This window comes from Lachnoclostridium phytofermentans, from assembly GCF_000733755.1.
Classification (GTDB): domain Bacteria; phylum Bacillota; class Clostridia; order Lachnospirales; family Lachnospiraceae; genus Lachnoclostridium; species Lachnoclostridium phytofermentans_A.
Window position 1 is genome coordinate 307,374 of sequence record NZ_JPOF01000007.1, and the last position, 24,527, is coordinate 331,900.

A 24,527-nucleotide genomic window follows, 5' to 3' on the forward strand; every position below is an offset into this window, starting at 1 on the left:
TTACCTTAGTACAAAGTTGATTATGCGCAAAAATGCGCAAGAATAGAGGAAATTATGAATGAACACGCACTGTTACATAAACCTGACTCTAATTTTTGCTTTCCTGTTGGTGCAAAGCAAATTATCATAAGGCTTCGGGTGATGAAAGGAGAGCCATTCCATAAGGTCTCGGTTCTTCATGCCTGCAAATATGAGTTTCATATAGCCCGTAAGGAAACTATGATGGTGAAAAAATACAGTGATCGTTATTTTGATTACTATGAAACAAAACTAGATTTAGATGATGTTCGTTTTGCATATATTTTTGCATTAGATACCAACGAGGGAAGATTTTATTTCTCGGAAGATGGCGTTACAAAGGAGTATGATTTTAACTTAGGATTTTATAATTTTTTTCAGCTCCCTTATATCAGCAAAGAGGATGTTCATGAAACCGTGGAATGGATGAAGAGTGCTGTATTTTATCAGATTTTTGTTGATCGATTTCTTATGGCAAACGAGCAGAAAGATAAAAGTTATATCAACCTTTCCTGGGGGGAGAGACCGTCACCGAAAAGCTTTGCTGGTGGCGATTTAAAGGGAATTATTAAGAAACTTGACTATATCGTAGATCTTGGTGCAAATACCATTTATCTGACACCAATATTTAAATCCATATCAAACCACAAGTACGATACCATTGATTATAAAGAAATAGACCCGCAATTCGGTACGAAAGAAGATTTAAAGGAACTAGTAATCAAAGCTCATGAAAAGGGAGTTCGAATTGTCCTTGATGCTGTGTTTAACCATTGCAGCAACCAAATGATGCAGTTTCAAGATGTCTTAAATAAGGGAAAAGAATCCGAGTATTATGACTGGTTTTTTATATATGGAGACACGGTGACTACCAATCCATGCAATTATGAATGTTTTGGTGCTTGCGAATATATGCCAAAGCTAAATACATCAAAGGAAGAGGTACGTAAGTTTTTAATTGATATAGCCTGCTATTATATCAAAGAATTTGATATTGATGGATGGAGGCTTGATGTAGCCGATGAAATCTCTCATGACTTTTGGCGTTTGTTTCGAAAAGAGGTAAAGAAAATAAGAGAAGATTGTGTTATAATTGGTGAAAACTGGCATGATGCTTATCCATTTTTGATGGGTGACCAGTTTGATAGTATCATGAATTATTCTTTCACCAAAGCATGTCTTGATTATTTTGCATTTGACAGATTTCGTACACAGGACTTTGTATATAAATTAAATGAAATCCTAGTGCGTAACAAACAAGCGGTGAATGAAATGATGCTAAATCTTTTGGATTCTCATGATACCCATCGATTTTTTACGGAGATCAATAAGGATAAGAATAAGTTACTTGCAGCGATTGCGATTGCAACCTGTTTTCTTGGAGTCCCTTGCATCTACTATGGAACAGAAATCTGTATGGAAGGTGGTTACGATCCGGATAGCAGACGTACTTTTGAGTGGGAGGAAACAAATTGGGATTTCACTGTGAGATCTACGATTCGGAAAGTGTTAGCCCTAAAAAAAGAAGCTTCTTTACAAGAAGGAGAAATCAAGATGGAAGCAGTCGGTGAGGTATTTTTATTAGAAAGATATCTAAAAACAGAGAGTATTACGTTGCTTTATAATGCTGGATGCCTAGATGAAGAGCTGGATTCATTGTATCCATCATTAGAGAAAGAGTACAATATGGTTGCCTCGAATGGGTATCAGAATGGAGTTTTAGGTAAAGGTGGCTTTGTTATCTTGAAAACTCTATTTGATAACCTTTTGTGATTATTAAAAATGTTTTTTTGATTCAATAACAACGTAAATTTGATTACAGGATTAAGGACTATATTCCTATAGATCATTGATTATTACGAAAGGAGCACTATGAAGTTTTCCATTAGAACTATCTTTTGATTTGTAAAAAAGAAACAGCTTATTATCGTTAATTTATTATTTCATGATAGATTACTTGAAAGGAGAATCAGATGAAAAAGAGAGGAAAACAATTGTTAGCACTCTTACTGTGCGGCGTATTATTTGTAGGTTGCGGAAAAAGTAAAGGTTCTAAGGACAATCCTACCTCAACTGGCAGTGCCTTATTTCAGGGAGAACTTGAAAGGAATGTAACAATTCGTGTACTAGAGAATGATACTGCAATTGAGAGAGGATACTTTAATGAATTAATGAATGCATTCAATGAAAAATATAAAGAATATGGAATTGTTGCTGTTGACGCGAATATGGACCAATATCTAGATCTAGCAAACGATGGACCTTATGGTTATGGACCAGATATTTTATACCAGGCAAATGATGTATTGATGAAATATGTAAAAGGAAAACATATTCTTCCTCTACCAGTGGAATCTCTTGATTGTTATGAACAGATTCCGGAAGTTGCCTGGAAGGCTTATCAGTCTGAGGTTGACGGTAAGGTTTATACCTGCGGTGTACCCGTTAATGTTCAGGCCACCATGCTATATTATCGTAAAGATATGTTACCAAATGATTGGGATACAACCTGGGATGCCAATAAGAATAGTATCCCTGACATGTTAGAAAATTGGAGCGCAATGTATCGGTACTCAAAAGAGGTGCACGAAGCTGACAGTAAGAAATATGGATACATGGTGTCCTTATATGATCCTTACTTTTCCGCAGGATATTTGTTTTCCTATGGAGGCTATATCTTTGGACAAAACAATACGGACCCTAAGGACATTGGACTTGGAGCTGGTGATGCCTACAAGGGTACTATGGTTTTAAAGCAACTTGCTAGAATTATGAATGAAGAGTGTATCGATGATACGATTAAGAGAAGTGCATATACCAAGTTAGGAGATGGAACCTATTTTGCTACAGTATCAACGCCGGATGTATATACAACCTTTTTAAAGGAACTTATCCTAACCTATGAAAAGGATGGACTCTCAAATGACGAAGCGAAGAAAAAAGCAGAAGAAAATCTTGTGATAACTTCTCTGCCGAAGCTACCTGTAAATGGTGATATTACACAGGAATCGAATGAATTCATGGAAACCAAATCCATGGGCGGAATCAATGGATATGCGATCAGCGCTTATACGAATGCACCGAATGCTTGCCTTGCTTTCGTAGACTTTTCAACAAGTTATGACATGATGATGAAACGAAATGAATACTTAGGAATTGCTCCAGCAAGAAACGATGCAGCAACAGCAGCTGGAGGACTTTCTGCGATACTATATGAGAAGCTTGCAAGTGGAAATATAGTAATTATGCCATCGATACAAGAAGTCGCACAGATATGGGATCCTATGAACACCTTTTTTTCTGACTTAGCAAAAGATGCCTTTCGTAAGGAAGGAGAACAAAAATATATAACGAAAGAATCCTACCAGAAAGGTCTGGATACTGTAAGCAAGCAAATCAACGACGCTATTTTCACTCTAACGACGAAGGAATAAGTGCCTGGAGTGAAAAAATGAAGATATTATGTGCCTGAGAGCTTCTCCATTTCTGTAAATATGAGATTACCAAAAGGGAGAAAGCTTAGAGAAGATTTGGTTTGTAGGACACGGGAGGCGCAAGGTGATGATGGAAGAAAGTAAAAAAAGAAAAGAGTTAGAAGAGAATCAAAAGGAGGACGAGAATAAGAGAATAAAGCAAAAAGAGCTAAATAAGCAGAAAGAACCAAATAAGTTGATAAAGCCAAGTAAGTTAATAGAGCCAAGTAAGCAGATAGAGCCAAATAAGCAGATAAATCAGAACAAGCGGAGATCAGAAGATAAGAAAAGCCAAAGCTATGTATTTGCATCTGCATGTATTATGGGCTTGGGACAAATTCTTTATAAACAGTACATAAAAGGAATATTATATTTTCTCTTGTTCCTTGGATTTCTATTTTATTTTATTTTTTATGGGATTGATGCTATCCAAGGGATAGTTACACTAGGAACTCAAAAAGCGGACACATGGTTAGGGATAAAAGGAGATAACTCAATCTTACTTCTCATCATGGGAATCTTAGCTTTTATACTAATAGTATTGTTTTTATGCTGTTATATTAATAATATCAAGGATGTGAAGAGAACAACTCTTAGGATAAAACAAGGGAAAAAGCCACTTACATTCAGAGAAGAAGTCGCTCAATTACTTGATAAAAAATTCTATCTAAGTGTTCTATTTCTACCTATCCTTGGGGTAAGTATATTTAATATAGTTCCGATTGTTTTTATGATATTTATAGCCTTTACGAATTACGGTGGTAACATTGTTCCGCCAGAGCTTGTGGACTGGGTAGGCTTACAGAACTTTAAAAAGCTAGTAACACTATCGCAGTTTGCACCAACGTTCTTTCGAATCCTATTATGGAACTTATTATGGGCAGTAGTATCCACAGCCATCAATTATTTTGGCGGTTTATTCTTAGCTTTACTATTAAATAAGAAATGTGTAAAAGGGAAAGCATTTTGGAGAGCATTTCCAGTGCTTGCTTATGCAATTCCCGGTTTTATAACTTTGTTAGCTTTTAAGTTTATGTTCTCCTATGGAGGGCCGATTAACCAAATGATTACAGGGGCTGGATATAAGGCAATCGGTTTTTTAGATTTGGATGCAAAATGGACAGCAAGAATTATTGGGTTTGGAGTGAATGCGTGGATTAGTATACCAACTACGATGTTACTTGCCACAGGAATTTTATCCAATATGGATGAAACTTTATCAGAAGCGGCTAAAATTGATGGAGCAGGACCATGGAAACGATTTAAAAAGATTACGTTTCCATTTGTTTTATTCTCAACAACACCGGTTTTAATTACTCAATTCATGGGTAATTTTAATAACTTTGGTATCTTTTACTTCTTACGAGGTGGATTGTATCTGGAAGACTATTTCTTAGCGAGTGATACGGATTTATTGATAAACTGGTTGTACAATCTATCGATTGATAACAACTATTATAATATCGGTGCTGCCATTAGCTTGGTTATCTTCCTGTTAACATCGATCTTTTCACTCTTGATCTATGTAAGGTCGCATTCCTACAGAGAGGAGGATACTTTTCAATGAGACAGAAACGAAGTTTTATAAAAACCTTGGACACTGTGGTGACCTATATCATTTTAATCTCGGTTGCTTTAGTCTTTTTCTTCCCTTGTCTGTGGTTAATCCTTGCTTCCTTTTCAAAATCGGGAACGATATACTCCTTTGATGGTTTTTTTCCAGCAGAGTATAGTTTCGATAGTTTTCGCTTGTTATTTACCGATACCGCTCTCTATAATTATCCAAAATGGTTTTTAAATACCCTTTTCATTGCTTCCTTTAGTTGTATTTTAAGTACCTTTTTGGTGATATTAACCGCGTATACGATGTCACGGTTTCAGTTTAAGGCTAGAAAACCAATGATGAAAACCACGTTAGTCCTTGGCATGTTTCCTTCTTTTATGGGAATGATAGCAGTTTATCTCTTGATGACTCAGTTTAATCTGATTAATAATCATTGGGGACTTATCCTGATTTATAGCGCTGGGGCACCGATGGGATATCTTACGCAAAAGGGATTTTTTGATACTATACCTACTTCAATCGATGAAGCTGCTAGAATCGATGGTGCGAACAATTTTACTGTTTTTCGTAAGATAAATTTACCGCTATCTATGCCAATTATTGTCTACACCGCATTAACTTCATTTACTTGGCCTTGGAGTGACTTTATCTTACCAAAACTTTTATTAAAAGAAAAAAATATGTATACGGTAGCAGAAGGGTTAATGAGTTTAGGTGAAACAGAATTTGCACGATTTGCAGCAGGTTCAATTTTCATTGCAGTTCCAATTGTTATCTTATACTTTTTCCTTGTAAAATACATGGTGAACGGCATGGCATCCGGTGCTGTGAAAGGGTAATAAGAAGAAATCCTAGTTGACTAGCTATTTAAGCTTCTGTATTTGCTAGGCGGCATCCCTTTCATCGACTGAAATACCTTGGAGTAATAGAGCCCGTTGTCATAACCGACAGAAGCAGCAATTGCCCCAATAGACAAATCCGTATTTTTTAGTAGTGTACAGGAGTATTTGATACGAAATTCTGAGAGATATTCTTTTGGGGACTTTCCTAAGTGTGATTTAAACTCTCGAAAGAGGTGGCTTCGACTGATACCAACATAGTCAGCCACATCGTCAATGGTAATCGGATAAGAGAAATGTGACTCCATATAGGTGATACCTTTCTGAACATAATCCAGGTTTTGATGATGCTTTTTCTTATGATTCGATGCACCCGTAAGGAAGAGGCTTAAGGTAATATAGAGCTGGCCAGCCATAGCAACTGCATTGGTGAATTCATTTCCACGAGCTTCATAGATTTTATAAAGCTGATCCCTAACATTCTCTCCGAAAGAGCAAGAAGAGATCACTGGAGATTCGCTCGAAAAATCGGTGGACTCTAATATCAATCCAGCATCACTTCCGGAAAAACCGACCCAATAATATTCCCAAGGATCGTTTGCATCAGCATAATAGGTCACCTGGGTATCTGGGTAAATTAAAAATACATCGCCTGATGTTAGGGGAAAGGTTTTATGATTCGTTTCATAATATCCTTTCCCTGAAACTATGTAATGGATTAAATAATGATCACGTACTCCAGGACCCCACTGATACTTTGGTTCACATCTCTGATAACCAACATTATATACAGATAAGGATACCATTTCTTTTTCTTTTACTTTATAAGAATTCTTAAAGGTCTGATTCATCTATACTCCCATCTGCGCTCTTTATTACGCATGGAAATTAACAACAAAAGATCTCAACTGTTTAACACTTGGAATGTCTATGGTGGCAATTTTGCGTTATCTATACAAGTGCAAATTTTCTATTTTTAGAACTGAAATAAATATAACATTGGTACTTTTTACTACTATTTATTTTGTGCATTATAGTGAAATTTCTTTCATAAAATTATCCCTATGTGATATAATAAGACTGCCTAGTGAAAGGCTTGGTTGATTGCAATCATGAATTTATTATCCTAAATTCATGATATAATAAAAGATGTTTTTACTTGTAAGTATCAGTTCATCTAATTTCATAAAAAAAGGGCTGGATATGTAGTTGCTGTGCTCATATATAGTCACTGTATTATATCATTTACGTAATTCAGTTTTTTTTTCAGTATTTTTTATTTATTATATCATTTTAAGAGTAATATGCAACATTTTTACATAAAGAGAATACTTTTTCATATTGTAATCCTGCTAAGATGGGATATGATATTAGTAACAGCTGGAATGAGAGACAAAGAACTATACACTTGCTACGTATAAAGTAAAAAAGGCATGTAATAATGCAAAATATTAGAGAAATGAAAAGAATTGATAAAAAGGAGGCAGTATTATGAAGATTTTAGTACTTGGTGGAGCTGGATATATTGGGTCACATACCGTTTATGAATTGATTTTAGCGAAAGAACAGGTTGTGGTAATTGACAATCTTGAAACAGGGCATAAGGAGGCAGTTCATCCAGATGCAACATTTTATCAGGGTGACATCCGTGATCGCGCATTTTTAGATACTGTATTAGATAAAGAAAAGGACATCGATGCTGTCATTCATTTTGCAGCGAATTCCTTGGTTGGGGAAAGTATGGTTAACCCTCTAAAATATTATGATAATAACCTATGTGGAACGAAAGTTTTACTGGAAGCTCTTGTAGCACACGGCATCGATAAAGTGGTATTTTCCTCTACAGCTGCAACTTATGGGGAGCCAGAACGTGTACCAATCGTTGAAACAGACCGCACTGAGCCAACCAATACTTACGGCGAAACGAAGTTATCCATGGAAAAGATGTTCAAATGGACTTCTGTAGCGCATAATCTTCGTTATGTATCGCTTCGTTATTTTAATGCTTGCGGTGCTATCCAGTCTGGAAAAATCGGAGAAGCACACAACCCAGAATCTCACCTGATCCCGATTATATTACAAGTTGCAAATCATAAGAGAGAAGCAATCAGTGTTTTCGGTACAGATTATGAGACAAAAGACGGTTCTTGTGTACGTGATTATATTCACGTGCTTGATTTAGCACAAGCACATATTTTGGCAGTGAAATATTTGATGGCTGGCGGTGAAAGTAATATTTTTAATCTTGGAAATGGTATGGGACACACCGTAATGGAAGTAATTGAGGCAGCCAGAAAAGTGACTGGAGAAGAAATCCCTGTAGTCTTAGCAGACCGTAGAGCGGGCGATCCTGCGACCTTAGTAGCATCGAGTGATAAGGCAAAGACCATACTTGGATGGAAACCACAGCATGCAGAGATCGAAGAGATTATTGAAAGTGCATGGAATTGGCATAAAAATCATCCGAATGGATTTGAGGAATAAAAGTATTGGATATACCATTAAAGTGATAAGCATTCGCAGGATTGGAGGAATAAATTGAGCGTGTACCAAGGAGTTGCACGTTTGGTTCAGTATGGAATCATAACGGGCTTAATAGAGGAAGAAGATCGTATCTATGTTAGAAATCGAATCTTGTCTGAATTACAAATAACTGATTATGAGGAGGATATGGCTACCATATCCTCCGAAACAGAAAAATCTAAAATAGAGATAAGCGAGACAGAGACTCAAACAAATCCAGATAATCTAGAAGAAATCTTAAAAGTATTATTAGATTATGCTTGTGAACAAAGGTTAATCGAAGACAGTATTGTTTATCGAGATTTATTTGATACGAAACTAATGGATTGCTTAACTCCATACCCAAGAGAGGTAATAAGAAAATTTTACTCTCTTTATAAAAGCAATAAAATAGCGGCAACCGATTATTATTATAAGCTAAGCCAAGATAGCGATTACATACGCCGCTATCGTATTCAAAAAGATGTGAAATGGGTTACCATAACAGAATATGGCGATCTTGATATTACGATTAATTTGTCGAAACCGGAAAAAGACCCGAAGGCGATTGCTGCTTTAATCCATGCTAAAAACACAGCATATCCAGCATGTCAGTTATGTAAAGAAAATGAAGGTTATGCAGGAAGAGTAAATCATCCCGCAAGAAACACTCTTCGGACAATACCAATAACGATGAATCAGGAGCCTTGGTTTTTGCAGTATTCACCCTATGTTTATTATAATGAGCATTGTATCGTATTTCGTGGGGAACATAGTCCAATGAAAATTGATCGTACTACGTTTGCGAAACTATTTGATTTTATTCAATTTTTACCTCACTATTTTGTGGGTTCCAATGCAGACCTACCAATTGTAGGAGGGTCCATCTTAACTCATGAACATTATCAGGGAGGTAACTATACCTTTGCTATGGCGAAAGCAAAAGTAGAGGAAAAATTTACGTTTGAAGAATTCAAAGAGGTAGAAGTAGCAATTGTAAAATGGCCAATGTCAGTGCTTCGTTTGCGTGGAAAAGAAACGGAAGCTATTGTTGAGCTTGCTGAAAGAATTCGGAATGCCTGGGGTGCTTATAGCGATGAAAGCGCAATGATATATGCAAAGACTGAAGAAACACTACATAATACCATTACGCCTATTGCCAGAAAGGTTTCGGACTATTATGAACTTGACCTAGTCCTTCGTAATAATATTACAACGAAAGAGCATCCGGATGGGCTTTACCATCCACATCAGGAACATCATCATATTAAAAAAGAGAATATTGGTCTAATTGAAGTTATGGGTTTTGCAATCCTACCATCTCGTTTACTTCTCGAATTAGAGGAGGTCAAAGCCTGCCTCTTACAGAATAAAAACCCATTAGAAAAAGAATCCACTGCAAAACATGCGGGATGGATCACTACCATACGCAATAAGTATTCCAGATTAACAGATGATAGGATTGACGATATCATCAAAGACGAGGTTGGACTTGCTTTTTGCTCCATCTTAGAACAAGCGGGAGTATTTAAGCGCACGAAAGAAGGAAAACAGGCATTTTTACGCTTCATGGCTTCCCTCGGTGCCAAGGAACTCTAATCGGTATTTGGTTGGGGTCATACCAGTCTTTGAACTAAAAAGCCTTGTAAAATGAGGCATATCTTCAAAACCAGTTAATCTGGCGGCTTCTTTAATGGAGATACTCTGGTCAGTTAGTAAAAATTGAACCTGACTTAGCCTGGTCTCTAGCAAATCTGCCTTTGGAGAGATATGAAAATAATACTTATAATAGTAGTGAAAACGGCTGACACTTAAGTTTGCCAGATTTGCCATTTCAGGGAGTGTCCAACTTTTTGCATAGTCTGTTAAAATTTGAATACGGACACTTTTCATAACATCTAATATATGTTCAGAGGTAACCCCTTTGTGATGAGGATCATTGATATCCCTACTTACCGTAATTAGTAACTCGGTAGTGAGGGAATGGATGGCCAGTTCATAGAGGGGTTCTTTTGTTATACTCTGATTTAAGATTTGTTGTATGTATTGATTAATTGCAGTGTAGTGTTTTGGATAAAAAATAGTATTGGTAGGTATATGAAATTGGGACAGATACTCCTGTGCTACTTCAAAATGAAGAAAACTGTTATAAAAAATTTCAACATTTCCATAATATTGACTTGCATTCGGAGAGTAGAGAATACATGCGTTTGGTTTTGTTAATATAGTGTGATGATCTAATGTGACTTTCATTGGAGCAATGAAATAAAGAAACAAATAATCCCCAGAACCATTTGGACGGTCAATAACATCATAGTTTGCGTTGTGGGTATTATAACCACAGTGACTTAAATGAATCATAGAACCTCCTATTCTGCTACTGTTTTTTGAAATTGTGTTTAATTATTAAAATCAGCTCTTTTAAAAACAGTAGAAAAAGACAATGAGACAATACTTTTTTACATTGGAAAACATCCTATGCTGTGTTATATGTATTAGTAGGATGAGTGGTGACCTAACTACTGTGTATTTGCAAGGTGATTTAGCATCATAGTTCTTTCAAGCATAAGAGTACTACACAAACAGTATCAGGTCAAGAGATTATCACAAGACGTATTATGGAATCTTGTTATAGATTCCTAATTATTTCATGCGAAAGGTAGCCTTACTTGTTGTAAAACGTAAGTAAAAAGATAAGGTATCATAAAGAAAAAGTGTAAGATAAATCGTTCACTCAGCAAGTTTGTGTCTGCGCTGCGATCACAAACTTGGGATGCACAAAAGTAGCGCAGAAATGGGGAAAATAATGAAAGCAAAGCTTACTCTATCAAAAATCAATAAGATAGGAACCATAGACAAAAGAATATATGGTTCCTTCCTTGAACATTTAGGAAGAGCAGTATATGGAGGTATCTATGAACCAGACCACGAAACCTCAGATGATATGGGATTTCGTCAGGATGTCATGGAATTGATTAAAGAATTAAATATTCCGATGGTACGTTATCCAGGAGGCAATTTTGTATCAGGCTACCGTTGGGAAGATGGGATAGGAGAAAAGGCAAAGAGACCAAGACGTCTTGACCTTGCTTGGAAGAGTATTGAGACCAATGAAGTCGGTGTAGATGAGTTTCAGGAATGGGCGAAACGTGTCAATAGCGATGTGATGATGGCTGTTAATTTAGGGACAAGAGGACCACAGGAAGCCCAGGATTTACTAGAGTACTGTAATTTTCCTGGTGGGACTTATTATAGTGATTTAAGAAAAAAGAATGGTTTTGAGAAGCCATTTGATATTAAAGTCTGGTGCTTAGGCAATGAGATGGATGGACCTTGGCAAACCTGTGCTAAGACTGCGGAGGAATACGGAAGAATTGCTTGTGAAACAGCGAAAGTCATGAAATGGGTTGATCCAAGCATTGAGTTGGTTGCCTGTGGTAGCTCTAGTTTAACAATGTCTACATTTGGAGAGTGGGAACGTACTGTATTAGAACATACTTATGATTATGTCGATTATATTTCCATGCACCAATACTATCAGAATTATGAAAACGATCCGGGGTTATTCTTAGCCAAATCCTTAGAGATGGAAACTTTTATCGAATCAGTTGTTGCGATTTGTGATTCTGTGAAGGCGAAAAAGCATTCTAAGAAGACTATCAATCTTTCTTTCGACGAATGGAATGTATGGTTCCATAGTCATGATCAGGATAAGAAGATAGAACCTTGGAGCGTAGCACCAAGCTTATTAGAAGATATCTACACCTTTGAAGACGCATTGCTTGTTGGCTGTTTGCTAATTGCACTTGTAAAACATTGTGATCGTGTCAAGATGGCATGTCTTGCTCAGCTAGTGAATGTCATCGCACCAATTATGACAGAGAATGGTGGGACTGCGTGGGCTCAAACTATCTTCTATCCGTTTATGCATGTATCAAACTTTGGAAGAGGGACCGCCTTAAGACCAATCTTAGAATGTGAAACTTATGAGAATAAAATCAGCGATAAAGTACCTTATGTTGAAACCGTTGCAGTACATAACGAAGAGAAGAATGAAGTTGTAGTGTTTGCTGTAAATCGTTCTGCTGACCAGACCATAGATTTTTCTATCGATTTGACTGAGTTTCAGAGTGCAACCTTATTGGAGCATACGGAGATGATCCATGCGGACTTAAAGGCTACGAATACTGCCAGCAATCCAAATAATGTAGTGCCTAGTGCGACAGGAACTACAAGGATCGATGAAAATATCGCAATAGCTTCCTTAAAGCCATATTCTTGGAATGTGATTCGTTTTACAGTGAAATAAACGAAATTGTATTAAGTGAGTATTACAATTGTTAATTATAAGCTATCAAAGAAGTCTATGCTGTATTTCTTCGATAGCTTTTTTTATAATACAAAAGACATTAAGTAGCGTAGATCATGGAAGATGGAAGAAATTAATATAAAAAAACAATATCATCGATATCATATTCAAAACCCACACAAATAAACATAATATATGTGGGATTATATTGACTTATAATAAGTGGAATGATATAATTACAGTAAAATGACACAAAACCACAAGTTAGGAGGTTGGTATGATGGCGGAAACCAAAAAAGGATATGAGAAATCACCTCGTATACAAAAACTAATTGATGCGTTGTACGAGAAAATGCCAGAGATTGAATCAAAGCGAGCAGTTTTAATTACGGAATCGTATCAGCAGACAGAGGGAGAGCCTATCATAAGCAGACGCTCCAAGGCCTTTGAACATATAGCAAAGAATCTTCCGATTGTAATTCGAGAGAATGAATTAATTGTAGGTAGTGCTACGATTGCAGAAAGAGGATGTCAGACCTTCCCTGAGTTCTCTTTTGATTGGCTGATAGCAGAACTTGATACTGTTGAGACTAGATCAGCAGACCCTTTTTATATTTCTGAGGAAGCAAAGAATGAGTTAAGGAAAGTACATAGCTATTGGAAGGGAAAAACAACTAGTGAATTAGCAGATTATTATATGGCTCCAGAAACGAAACTTGCAATGGAGCACAATGTGTTTACACCGGGGAACTATTTTTATAATGGTGTTGGGCATATCACTGTGCAGTATGATAAGGTAATTGCAATCGGTTATGAAGGAATTAAAGAAGAAGTATTCAGTAGGAAAAAAGAATTGCAACTAGGAGATGCTGATTATGCAAGCCGACTTGATTTCTATCATGCAGTAATCAGAAGCTGTGATGCAGCCATACTGTATGCAAAGCGCTATGCCATGGAAGCGAAAAGACTTGCACTTATCTGTCAGGATGAGAAGAGAAAACATGAGCTTTTAACGATTGCAAAAAATTGTGAAAGAGTTCCGGCAAAGGGTGCGACTACATTTTATGAAGCATGCCAGGCATTTTGGTTTGTACAACTTTTATTACAGATTGAATCAAGTGGGCATTCCATTTCACCGGGAAGATTTGATCAATATTTGTATCCCTATTATAAAGCTGACCTTGAAGCGGGGAGAATCACAGGAGAACAGGCACAAGAAATTATTGACTGTATCTTTGTGAAATTAAATGATATTAACAAATGCCGTGATGCCGCTTCTGCGGAAGGGTTTGCAGGATATGGAATGTTCCAGAATATGATTGTCGGCGGACAAGACAGTAATGGACGGGATGCTACGAATGAACTGAGTTTCATGGTATTAGAGGCTGCGATGCACACAATGCTACCACAGCCATCATTAAGTATCAGGGTATGGAATGGATCTCCCCATGATTTATTAATAAAAGCTGCAGAAGTTACCAGAACTGGAATCGGATTGCCTGCTTATTATAACGATGAGGTAATTATCCCTGCGATGATGAGCAAAGGCGCAACAATGGAAGAAGCAAGAAGCTATAACATTATTGGTTGTGTGGAGCCGCAAGTGCCTGGTAAAACCGATGGATGGCATGATGCAGCGTTCTTTAATATGTGCCGTCCACTCGAGATGGTATTTTCAGGCGGATATGAAGATGGAAAATTAGTTGGTGTTCCAACCGGCTCCGTTGAAAATCACACGACATTTGAAGCTTTTTATGATGCATATAAAAAACAAATGGAATACTTTATTTCGTTGCTTGTTAATGCGGATAATGCGATTGATATGGCGCATGCAAAACTTTGTCCGTTGCCTTTTGAATCCTCTATGGTGGAAGACTGTATTGGACGCGGTTTATGTGTTCAGGAAGGTGGCGCAAAATACAATTTTACTGGGCCGCAAGGATTTGGCATCGCAAATATGACAGATTCTCTTTATGCGATTAAGAAACTTGTATACGAGGAAGGTAAAGTGGGAATTACCGAAATGAAAGAAGCACTTCTACATAATTTTGGTATGCCAACAAAAAATGCTTCTGTAAGTGTAAGCTCTCATCCGTCCATTGATATCGAATTAGCTGGGCAAATCACAGTAGAGATTGTTAAAAACTTAAGAGAACATGGGAAAGAACCTTCCGAAAAGGAAATAGAACAAATATTAAAGACTGTCCTTGAGGAAAAGAACAAAAACACGGAGAACCCGTTATCTACAAGAGTGGCAGGAAGTTCTGATAATCGATTAAGATATCAAGAAATCCTCCAGATGATTGAGGAATTACCAAAGTATGGGAATGATATTCTTTCAATTGATGAATTTGCTAGAGAGATTGCTTATACCTATACAAAGCCATTGCAGAAATATAAAAATCCTAGAGGTGGCGTATACCAAGCTGGCCTATATCCAGTTTCTGCAAATGTTCCGCTTGGACAACAAACAGGAGCGACTCCAGATGGAAGACTCGCCTATACCCCGATTGCGGATGGCGTTGGCCCAGCACCGGGACGTGATGTGCAAGGCCCTACTGCGGCAGCTAATTCTGTGGCACGTCTTGATCATATGGATGCAACAAATGGTACTTTATACAATCAGAAATTTCACCCTTCAGCTCTACAGGGGCGTGGCGGATTAGAAAAGTTTGTGGCATTAATACGAGCTTTCTTTGATCAAAAAGGGATGCATGTACAGTTTAATGTGGTAAGCAGAGAAACATTAGTAGATGCACAAAAGCATCCGGAAAACTACAAACATCTGGTGGTTCGTGTTGCTGGTTACAGCGCCCTATTCACTACATTATCCCGCTCCTTACAAGATGATATTATTAATCGAACCACACAAGGATTTTAGAAATAACGTATGAATTTGTGCTGGTGCCAAAATTCACAGGATTGCGACAGAATGGAGTTAAGATGGATGACTTAAATGTAAAAGGAAGAATATTTGATATTCAACGATATTCCATTCATGATGGAAATGGAATTCGTACCATTGTATTTCTAAAGGGCTGTGCGTTCCGATGTCGTTGGTGCTGTAATCCGGAATCTCAAGAATATGAGATTCAGAAAATGAAGGTTCAGGGGAAAGACAAAACAATCGGTAAGGATGTTACCGTTTCCGAAGTACTACAGGAGGTATTAAAAGATCGAAATTATTATCTAAGGTCTGGCGGAGGAGTTACACTCTCAGGAGGGGAAGCTTTATGTCAGCCGGATTTTACGTATCATCTGTTACATGCCTGTAAGGAAGAAGGATTGCATACGGCAATGGAGAGCACTGCTTTTGCAAAATTTACTGTGATTGATAGAATTTTACCAGTTCTAGATCAATATCTGATGGACATCAAACATATGAACTCAGAGAAGCATCAATTATTTACCGGTCAAAGTAACGAACTTGTGCTTGAAAATGCGGAAAAAATCGCTGCCTCTGGAAAAACAGAGCTGATTATCCGAGTACCAGTGATACCAACCTTTAACCATACGGATGCAGAAATTGCAGCAATTGCAGAATTTGCAGGCAGCTTACCAGGAGTAAAGGAAATGAACTTGCTCCCATATCATCGCCTCGGCAGTGATAAATACGATGGATTAAACAGAGAGTATTTACTAAAGGGTATTATGCCTCCAATGATAGAAGAGATGGAACGTTTGAAAAAAGTAGCAGAAAGACATTCTGGACTAATTGTGAAAATTGGTGGCTAGACCAATATTTTATGCCGCAAGCGGCAGAATGAGAGGACACTATGGGAATCTATGATTCGATGACAACCGAAGAGAAACTTCGTATTGTGCAGGAGTTAGTACCTGGCAAGCAGATATCTTTGGCTCATATTATAGCTGCGCCAGATCCACTTTTAATTGATAAACTTTCTTTTCAAAAAGAAAGCGATAAGAGTAAGGCTTCCATTGGAATATTAACGATGAGCCCTGCAGAAGCAGTAATTATTGGAGCTGATTTAGCGGTAAAGGCATCGGGAGTTACATTGCAAAATGTCGATTATACCAGTGGTACCTTAGTATTCACAGGAACAGTATCTGAGGTAGAATCCGCAATGAATGCGATTGTGGAGTATTCAAACCGTACTCTGTCTTTTTCCGTATGCGATATTACACGTACCTAGGGCAAAGAAAATAAGATAGAACATGAAAGATAAATAGATAATGTTGTATGAAAACTAGAATCTCACCAGAAAAAAATGAAAACCACATAAAACAACATTAAAAAATAAATAATGTGTTGACTTATGAACGTTTAGGTAATATAATATAGAAAAACAAAGAAATACAACGATAAAAGTCACAGAAAATAGAAGGAGGATTACAATGAACGAATATGAAATCAAAAAGGAGATATGCGAGATAGGACGCAGAATCTATAACAAGGGTATGGTTGCTGCAAATGACGGTAATATCTCTGTAAAGTTAAATGAGAATGAATTTTTATGTACACCAACTGGAGTTAGTAAAGGATTTATGACACCAGATTACATATGTAAGGTAGATAAAAATGGTAAAGTACTTCAAGCAAATGGAATCTATAAACCATCCTCTGAAATCAAAATGCACATGAGAGTATACAAGGAGCGTCCAGATGTTAATGCAGTAGTTCATGCTCATCCAATGTATGCAACAAGCTTTGCAATTGCAGGAATTCCTTTAACACAGCCAATTATGCCAGAGGCAGTTATTTCTTTAGGTTGTGTTCCAATTGCTGAGTATGGTACACCTTCTACAGATGAGATTCCAGATGCAATCTCTAAGTATATTCAACATTTTGACTCCGTTTTATTAGCAAATCATGGTGCATTAAGCTTTTCCGATACTTTACTAAATGCATATTTTAAGATGGAATCAACTGAGTTCTATGCACAGTTATTATATCAAGCAAAAGTTCTTGGAGGGCCAAAAGAATTAAGCAATTCTCAGGTTCAGAGATTATACGAATTAAGAAGAGAATTTGGGTTAAAAGGAAAGCATCCTGCTGATCTTTGCTCCAATACAAAGGAAGGAAAAGCAAGTTGTCACTGTTGTGGAAATGACTGTAAGGAAAGTGCTTCCGATAACGCAGATTTAGTTGCTTCCATTACAAAAAAGGTTATGGAGCAGTTAGGATTATAAGAATTGGTACTTACGAAATAGTGAGTTCCGATAAGGAGGGATCGTAAGTGACAGTAAATGAGCAGTTGGTTCAAGACATTGTCAAAAATGTCGTAGCGAGTATGCAATTGACTCAAACACCGAAGACTGAACTTGGTATATTCGACGATATGAACCAAGCAATTGAAGCTGCAAAAGAGGCTCAGTTAGTTATAAAGAAGATGTCGATGGACCAAAGAGAAAAAATCATTTCTGCGATACGTAAGAAAACGATAGAGAATGCAGAAACACTTGCCCGTATGGCGGTAGAAGAAACTGGTATGGGTAATGTGGGACATAAAATCTTAAAACATCAGTTGGTAGCAGAAAAAACACCTGGGACAGAGGATATCACAACCACTGCTTGGTCTGGTGACCGTGGCTTAACCTTAGTGGAGATGGGGCCATTCGGTGTAATTGGTGCGATCACGCCATGCACTAATCCAAGTGAAACAATCATTTGCAATACGATTGGTATGTTAGCTGGTGGAAATACGGTGGTATTTAATCCACACCCGGCAGCGATAAAAACCTCTAACTTTGCAGTAAGGTTGATTAATGAAGCTTCTCTCATGGCAGGAGGTCCAGCAAATATTGCTTGTTCTTTGGTAAAGCCTACTCTGGATAGTAGTAAGATTATGATGTCTCATAAAGATATTCCATTGATTGCTGCGACTGGAGGACCAGGTGTAGTTACTGCCGTATTACAAAGCGGTAAGAGAGGTATTGGTGCGGGAGCTGGAAATCCACCTGCGTTAGTAGATGAAACTGCTGACATTAGAAAAGCAGCGGAAGATATTGTTAACGGATGTACATTTGATAATAATCTTCCATGTATTGCAGAAAAAGAAGTTGTTGCAATTAACAGCATCGCAGATGAATTAATAAATTTCATGGTAAAAGAGCAAGGTTGTTATGCGATTACAAAAGAGCAACAAGATAAGCTTACAAGCGTAGTAATTACATCAAAGGGATTGAATCGTAACTGCGTTGGAAAAGATGCAAAAACATTACTTCGCATGATTGGAATTGAGGTGCCTTCCAATATTCGTTGCATCATATTTGAGGGCGAGAAAGAACATCCTTTGATTTCCGAAGAGCTGATGATGCCAATTCTTGGTATAGTTCGTGCGAAAAACTTTGAGGATACAGTAGAGAAAGCGGTATGGTTAGAGCACGGTAATCGGCACTCCGCACACATTCATTCCAAAAATGTGGACCGTATCACAACCTATGCAAAAGCGATTGATACAGCGATTCTTGTTAAGAATGCACCTTCCTATGCAGCCATCGGATTTGGTGGTGAGGGATTTTGTACCTTTACTATAGCAAGCAGAACCGGTGAAGGACTCACAAGTGCAAGTACATTTACAAAACGCAGACGATGCGTAATGTCGGATAGTTTGTGTATCCGTTGAGATAGTCCTATTCTTGCATTGTAAATACAAAGGTGTGTCATATTAATAGGAAGGAGAAAATCATTTTTATGAATTCTGAAAGTATAGAACAGATTGTACGTCAAGTGCTAGCTGGTTTATCAGAGGCTCCCCAAAGCACTGCTTCAGTGAAAAGCGCAGGGATTCCAGAGAAAGCCAGAGTCGCAGTATTGACGGAGTTACAAAAGATTGAATTAAAAGAGTACCCATTACCTCCAATCGGAGAGGATGATATCTTAGTTAAAGTGGAAGGCTGCGGTATCTGTGGTACCGACGCTCACGAATATAAAAGAGATCCATTTTCCTTGATTCCTGTAGTACTTGGTCATGAAGGTACAGGCGAAATCGTTAAGATGGGTAAGAATGTTAAGTTAGACAGTGCTGGTAAGCCACTTTTTGTAGGTGATAAAGTGGTTTCTTGTATGATTTTTAAGGATAATCCAGATATCACTATGTTTGATTTAAACAAACAAAATGTGGGTGGAGCTGATGTATACGGTTTACTACCTGAAGATAAGGAAATTCGCTTCAATGGTTGGTTTGCTGATTACATAGTAATTAAGGGAGGTTCTACAATCTTTAATGTAAGTGATTTAGACCTTTCCTCAAGAATTTTAATTGAGCCTTGCGCAGTATTAATTCACGCTGTGGAACGTGCTAAGACAACGGGGATTCTTCGCTTTAACAGTAGAGTAGTCGTTCAAGGTTGTGGACCTATCGGGCTTATCTGTATTGCAGTACTTCGTACTATGGGTATTGAAAACATTGTAGCAGTAGACGGAGAAGCTAAGAGATTAGAGTTTGCGAAAGAAATGGGGGCGTGTGCAAGTGTGAACTTCAAAGAGCATCAGGGTATTGAAGCACTAGCAAAAGCGGTAGAAACAGCTTGTGGTGGAAAGCCAGCAGATTTCGCTTTCCAGTGTACGGGAGCTCCAGGGGGACACTCGAACATCTATAAGTTTATCCGTAACGGCGGCGGACTTTGTGAGTTAGGATTCTTCATTAATGGAGGAGATGCAACCATCAATCCTCACTTTGATATCTGCGCAAAGGAATTAACGGTAGTAGGTTCTTGGGTATATACCTTGCGCGATTATGCAACTACCTTTGATTTCTTAAAGAGAGCGAAGGGAATTGGTCTTCCTATGGAAAAATTGATTACTCATACTTATCCATTGGAACAAATTAACGAAGGTTTTCAGACAAATCTAGCAATGACAGGTCTTAAGATTGCTATCGTAAATAAATAAGAAAAAGATCGCTTCACGAACTTTTCCTTATCATAAATAATGAATAAGAGGTAGCAGTTATGGGTTTAGCAGTTGGATTTTTAGAGGTATATGGTTTGACGGCAGCATTTGTGGCGGCCGATGCCGGATGTAAGGCCGCTAATGTAATCTTGGAACCATTTGACCGAAATAAACCGGCAAATGCAGATAAACTTCCCGTTCCATTATTGGTTACGATAAAATTCAGAGGCTCCATCGAGGATGTCAATGCAGCTTTGGATGCAGCGAAAAGAGCTGCAATACAAGTTACTGATGTCGTATCTTTCCATACAATTGCCGCACCTGAGGGTGATGTGAATAAGATGCTTCACTTAAGCGGTTTTGATAAGAATTAAGTATAGGCAATGAATGGGTGTTAAGATACGAAGAAAGGGGCTTGACATAATGGGAAAATCATTAGGATTTATTGAAATAAGTGGTGTAACCGCAGCGGTAGATGCCCTCGATATTATGTGCAAAACAGCAGGTGTCGAGTTCGTTACTTGGGAGAGAAAGATGGGTGGAAGGTTGGTTACCATCATCGTATCAGGATCTGTTTCCGAAGTAACACAGGCAGTAGAATCTGCGGTAAATCAGGCTATTAAAAAGCCAGTAGCTCATGCCGTCATTGCAAATCCTCATGAAGAGGTTCTTCGCATGGTTGATCTAAGTGCAAGAAAAATGTTGCCACAAGACGAAGAAATGTAGTGTGTTAATGCAAAAGAAGGCAGGGTAATCACATATGGATGATAAGTTAGATAAAAAGTCGAAATCGACGAGAAAAGCTGAGATTACTGGAGAGGGAAAGAAGCCTCGCAGTACGTCCAAAGTATCACTTACCGGACAGAGCATTGAGGAGGTAAGCGGTAGTAACATTTCTATGGAAGTTATAAAAAATAATAAAAATATAAAAGATGAGGTTACTGTTGATACAACAGTTCTAAAGGAGGAAAAAATTATGGCACAGGAAGCATTAGGAATGATCGAAACAAGAGGTTTAGTAGCAGCTATTGAGGCAGCAGATGCAATGTTAAAGGCAGCAAACGTAACATTAGTAGGAACAGAAAAAATCGGTTCTGGATTAGTAAGTGTTATGGTTAGAGGAGATGTTGGAGCAGTGAAAGCAGCTGTTGAGTCTGGAGCAGCTAGTGCTGGAAGACTTGGTGAGTTAGTAGCTACTCATGTAATACCAAGACCACATGCTGATGTAGAGAAGATTTTACCAGCAATTAAGTAAATCAAATACTAGATAATCTTATAAGAGTAATTTCTTATTAGAGGATATACTTAGAACTCCTTATAGATATGGATAAAGTGACGATAGTTGCTTTATCCATTAAAAAAATTAAGGAAATACATAGCTTCAGTGACAAAAAAAGTATATGATTCTAAAATCAAACAAGAATTGAAATGTAACAAGGTTAGAACAAAAAAGATATCATGTGGACATGATTACAGATGAGAAACACTAAACATGAATATCAAAAGATAATGAACTATAAAGACAAAAGATAATGAACTACGAAATACAAAAGAAGCAACAAAATTTAAACTAGCAAAAGATATAACATTAGGAAAAAAAGTAAAGTAGGTGAACGACTTGGAAGATAATCAAATTGAACTCATAACCCGAATGGTATTAAATGTACTACAAGAGAAACAAAGTGGTAAAACAGGCTTCGCTGTTCCGGTCGGTGTGTCTGCAAGACATATTCATCTAACGAAAGATCATGTGGAGCAGTTGTTTGGAAAGGGTTATGAATTAACTAAGAAAAAAGACCTCATGGGTGGCCAATTTGCAGCAAATGAGACGGTTACCATTGTAGGATTAAAGCTAAGAGCGATAGAGAATGTTAGAATATTAGGACCGGTGAGAAAGGCATCTCAGGTTGAAGTTTCTGCCACCGATGCAATTAAACTGGGAGTTAAGGTTCCAATCAGAGAATCCGGTAACATAAAGGGATCTGCACCGATAGCAGTTGTTGGACCAAAGGGAGCGATTTACTTAGAAGAAGGATGTATTATTGCAAAACGTCATATCCATATGTCACCAACAGATGCAATGGCAGCTGGTGTTAAGGATGGAGATCTTGTATCTGTTAAAGTAGAAGATGAAAGAGAGACGGTATTTCATCAAGTTCAGATTAGGGTAGATCATAGTTTTACACTGGAGATGCATATTGATACGGATGAAGCGAACGCTGCAAAAATTACATGCGGACAGATGGTAACGATTTTATAAACTTGGGTCTTAAAACTCTAAATTGGAGGGATTAATATGTTAATCGGCAAAGTGATTGGTAGTGTAGTTTCAACCAGGAAGAATGAAAATCTGATAGGAAATAAATTTATGATTGTTGAACCAATTAAAAACTTTCAGGAAAATAGATTAGTAGCGATTGATAATGTGGGAGCTGGAATTGGTGAATATGTGTTGGTTGCCGTGGGGTGTGCCGCAAGAATAGGATGCGGTGCTGAAACCTCACCGATAGATTCGGCAATTGTTGGAATTATTGATGATGCAACAGGACTGGAGTAAGACATGATGGTGATGGAAGAGCTTAGCCAAATTGTGAAAGAATATGGAATCTGTGGAGCCGGCGGTGCCGGTTTTCCTACTTATGCGAAGTTTTCGAATAAGGTGGATACTATTATTCTAAATTGCGCAGAGTGCGAGCCTCTGTTAAAGTTACATAGACAGTTGTTACGAGACAGAGCATATGAGGTACTGAAAGCATTTTCTATGATGGCAGAAAGTATTGGTGCAAGAGAAGCTATTATAGTTTTAAAACCTTCTTATAAAAGTACAATCGAAGCGGTAGAAGCAGAGATTAGTGCGTACAAAAGTATGAGCCTTAAACTCTGCAAAGAAGTGTACCCTGCCGGTGATGAAGTGGTATTGATTTACGAAGCCACAGGAAGGGTTGTAAAGCCAGGTGGATTACCGGTTGACATTGGCGTAGCAGTATTTAATGTAGAAACAGTATATAACATTTATGAAGCTGTAATAAATCATAGGGCAGTGACAAGCAAATTAGTCTCTGTAGTGGGTGAAGTGAAAGAGCCCAAAACTGTAAGAGTCCCTCTTGGTATGACAGTAAAAGAAGTTGTTGAAATGGCAGGTGGTATTACAACAAAAGAACCAGCTTATCTTATGGGTGGACCAATGATGGGATTTATCGGAAACGAACAACAATTAATAACAAAGACATCGAATGCCATTATCGTGTTACCTAAGGATCATTATGTGGTGGTCCGTAAGGAAAGCAAGCCCTCCATTGATTTAAAAAGAGCAGCAGCAGCTTGTTGTCAATGTGAGATGTGCACGGATCTTTGTCCCAGACATTTATTAGGTCATCCAATTAATCCGCATCTTTTTATGCGAGCAGCAACCTGTAAGGATGTCCAGAATCCTCAGATATTTTTAGACACCATGTATTGTTGTGGCTGTGGACTTTGCTCCATGTATTCTTGTGGTCAAGGATTATCACCTGCAAATCTTATCACCCTATATAAACAGGGATTACGTCAAAATGGTGTGAAGCCAGAAGTGCTAGAGAAAACATCGGTAGAACCTTCCAGACAATATCAACAAATCCCGGTAAAACGTTTGATGAGTCGGCTTTGTCTCACTCACTATAACGTTCCGGCTCCGTTATATGAAGAGTTGCAAACTGCAAAAAGAGTGAAGATAAAATTAAGTCAGCATGTGGGAGCACCTGCAGTTTCTATAGTTTCTGCCGGAGATAAGGTAGTAACTGGACAATTGCTAGCAAAAAGCGGTGATGGTCTTAGTTTACCAGTTCATGCTTCCATTGATGGAACAGTATTGGAAGTGAATGATCAGTTTATTATGATAGATGCAGGCAGTGTAATTTAGACGTTAATTGGTGGCATAAGATAGTATCCTATATGCAAATCACATATAAGATAATATCGCGCAGAAAGG

General features: G+C 37.8%; 21 protein-coding genes. 19 read left to right on the top strand and 2 right to left on the bottom strand.

The genetic code is table 11. From position 1 onward, the window contains the following. Positions 1-54: 54 nt before the first annotated feature. The 4 genes from CC92_RS0117295 to CC92_RS0117310 all read left to right on the top strand — a co-directional run bounded on the left by CC92_RS0117295 (position 55) and on the right by CC92_RS0117310 (position 5,894). Positions 55-1,791 carry a glycoside hydrolase family 13 protein gene (locus CC92_RS0117295; RefSeq protein WP_029501391.1) on the top strand — a complete coding sequence of 579 codons (1,737 nt, stop codon included), beginning with the start codon at positions 55-57 and terminating at the stop codon, positions 1,789-1,791. Positions 1,792-1,991: 200 nt separating this feature from the next. Next, positions 1,992-3,452, top strand: coding sequence for a sugar ABC transporter substrate-binding protein (locus CC92_RS0117300; protein WP_029505460.1), 1,461 nt, complete (start codon positions 1,992-1,994; stop codon positions 3,450-3,452). 127 nt (positions 3,453-3,579) lie between these two features. Further along, the gene (locus CC92_RS0117305; protein WP_242841379.1) at positions 3,580-5,058 is read left to right on the top strand and encodes a carbohydrate ABC transporter permease; all 1,479 of its coding nucleotides are present in this window, start codon (positions 3,580-3,582) and stop codon (positions 5,056-5,058) included. Beyond that, a complete protein-coding gene (locus CC92_RS0117310; protein ID WP_029501388.1) occupies positions 5,055-5,894 on the top strand; it encodes a sugar ABC transporter permease in 840 nt (279 codons plus the stop codon). The genes CC92_RS0117305 and CC92_RS0117310 overlap by 4 nt, the downstream gene beginning before the upstream one ends. A gap of 20 nt (positions 5,895-5,914) precedes the next feature. Here CC92_RS0117310 and CC92_RS0117315 read toward each other — a convergent pair whose 3' ends face one another. Next, positions 5,915-6,745: an AraC family transcriptional regulator gene (locus CC92_RS0117315; protein WP_029501387.1), complete on the bottom strand. Its 831-nt coding sequence runs from the start codon at positions 6,743-6,745 to the stop codon at positions 5,915-5,917. Between the two features lie 640 nt (positions 6,746-7,385). Here CC92_RS0117315 and galE point away from each other — a divergent pair. Together galE and CC92_RS0117325 are read left to right on the top strand one after the other, a co-directional pair. Beyond that, positions 7,386-8,378, top strand: a complete 993-nt coding sequence (gene galE / locus CC92_RS0117320; protein ID WP_029501386.1) for a UDP-glucose 4-epimerase GalE — start codon at positions 7,386-7,388, stop codon at positions 8,376-8,378. A 54-nt stretch (positions 8,379-8,432) separates the two neighbouring features. Then, complete coding sequence (locus CC92_RS0117325) at positions 8,433-9,995, top strand: UDP-glucose--hexose-1-phosphate uridylyltransferase (RefSeq protein WP_029501385.1); 1,563 nt, start codon at positions 8,433-8,435, stop codon at positions 9,993-9,995. Here CC92_RS0117325 and CC92_RS0117330 read toward each other — a convergent pair. Then, positions 9,957-10,757, bottom strand: coding sequence for a helix-turn-helix transcriptional regulator (locus CC92_RS0117330; RefSeq protein ID WP_029501384.1), 801 nt, complete (start codon positions 10,755-10,757; stop codon positions 9,957-9,959). The two genes, CC92_RS0117325 and CC92_RS0117330, sit on opposite strands and share 39 nt — an antisense overlap. 445 nt (positions 10,758-11,202) lie before the next feature. Here CC92_RS0117330 and CC92_RS0117335 point away from each other — a divergent pair, with 445 nt between their 5' ends. From CC92_RS0117335 to CC92_RS0117395, 13 genes are all read left to right on the top strand, one after another. Then, a complete protein-coding gene (locus CC92_RS0117335) occupies positions 11,203-12,705 on the top strand; it encodes an alpha-N-arabinofuranosidase (protein WP_029501383.1) in 1,503 nt (500 codons plus the stop codon). A gap of 277 nt (positions 12,706-12,982) precedes the next feature. Further along, a complete protein-coding gene (locus CC92_RS0117340; protein ID WP_155998559.1) occupies positions 12,983-15,586 on the top strand; it encodes a glycyl radical protein in 2,604 nt (867 codons plus the stop codon). Between the two features lie 62 nt (positions 15,587-15,648). Continuing rightward, positions 15,649-16,440, top strand: coding sequence for a glycyl-radical enzyme activating protein (locus tag CC92_RS0117345; RefSeq protein ID WP_029501381.1), 792 nt, complete (start codon positions 15,649-15,651; stop codon positions 16,438-16,440). Between the two features lie 41 nt (positions 16,441-16,481). Next, positions 16,482-16,859, top strand: coding sequence for a BMC domain-containing protein (locus CC92_RS0117350; RefSeq protein ID WP_029501380.1), 378 nt, complete (start codon positions 16,482-16,484; stop codon positions 16,857-16,859). Between the two features lie 202 nt (positions 16,860-17,061). Continuing rightward, on the top strand, positions 17,062-17,856 hold the full coding sequence (locus CC92_RS0117355; RefSeq protein ID WP_029501379.1) for a class II aldolase/adducin family protein: 795 nt from the start codon (positions 17,062-17,064) through the stop codon (positions 17,854-17,856). Positions 17,857-17,903: 47 nt separating this feature from the next. After that, a complete protein-coding gene (locus tag CC92_RS0117360; RefSeq protein WP_029501378.1) occupies positions 17,904-19,292 on the top strand; it encodes an aldehyde dehydrogenase family protein in 1,389 nt (462 codons plus the stop codon). Positions 19,293-19,354: 62 nt separating this feature from the next. Then, on the top strand, positions 19,355-20,560 hold the full coding sequence (locus CC92_RS0117365) for a zinc-dependent alcohol dehydrogenase (RefSeq protein WP_029501377.1): 1,206 nt from the start codon (positions 19,355-19,357) through the stop codon (positions 20,558-20,560). A gap of 59 nt (positions 20,561-20,619) precedes the next feature. Next, positions 20,620-20,934: a BMC domain-containing protein gene (locus CC92_RS0117370; RefSeq protein WP_029501376.1), complete on the top strand. Its 315-nt coding sequence runs from the start codon at positions 20,620-20,622 to the stop codon at positions 20,932-20,934. A 49-nt stretch (positions 20,935-20,983) separates the two neighbouring features. Further along, positions 20,984-21,286, top strand: a complete 303-nt coding sequence (locus CC92_RS0117375; RefSeq protein ID WP_029501375.1) for a BMC domain-containing protein — start codon at positions 20,984-20,986, stop codon at positions 21,284-21,286. A 250-nt stretch (positions 21,287-21,536) separates the two neighbouring features. Further along, positions 21,537-21,815 carry a BMC domain-containing protein gene (locus CC92_RS22665; protein WP_029501374.1) on the top strand — a complete coding sequence of 93 codons (279 nt, stop codon included), beginning with the start codon at positions 21,537-21,539 and terminating at the stop codon, positions 21,813-21,815. 363 nt (positions 21,816-22,178) lie between these two features. Next, positions 22,179-22,820 carry a phosphate propanoyltransferase gene (gene pduL, locus CC92_RS0117385; protein ID WP_029501373.1) on the top strand — a complete coding sequence of 214 codons (642 nt, stop codon included), beginning with the start codon at positions 22,179-22,181 and terminating at the stop codon, positions 22,818-22,820. A gap of 36 nt (positions 22,821-22,856) precedes the next feature. Further along, positions 22,857-23,117: a EutN/CcmL family microcompartment protein gene (locus CC92_RS0117390; protein ID WP_029501372.1), complete on the top strand. Its 261-nt coding sequence runs from the start codon at positions 22,857-22,859 to the stop codon at positions 23,115-23,117. Positions 23,118-23,123: 6 nt separating this feature from the next. Continuing rightward, a complete protein-coding gene (locus tag CC92_RS0117395) occupies positions 23,124-24,458 on the top strand; it encodes an SLBB domain-containing protein (RefSeq protein WP_029501371.1) in 1,335 nt (444 codons plus the stop codon). Positions 24,459-24,527: the final 69 nt, after the last annotated feature.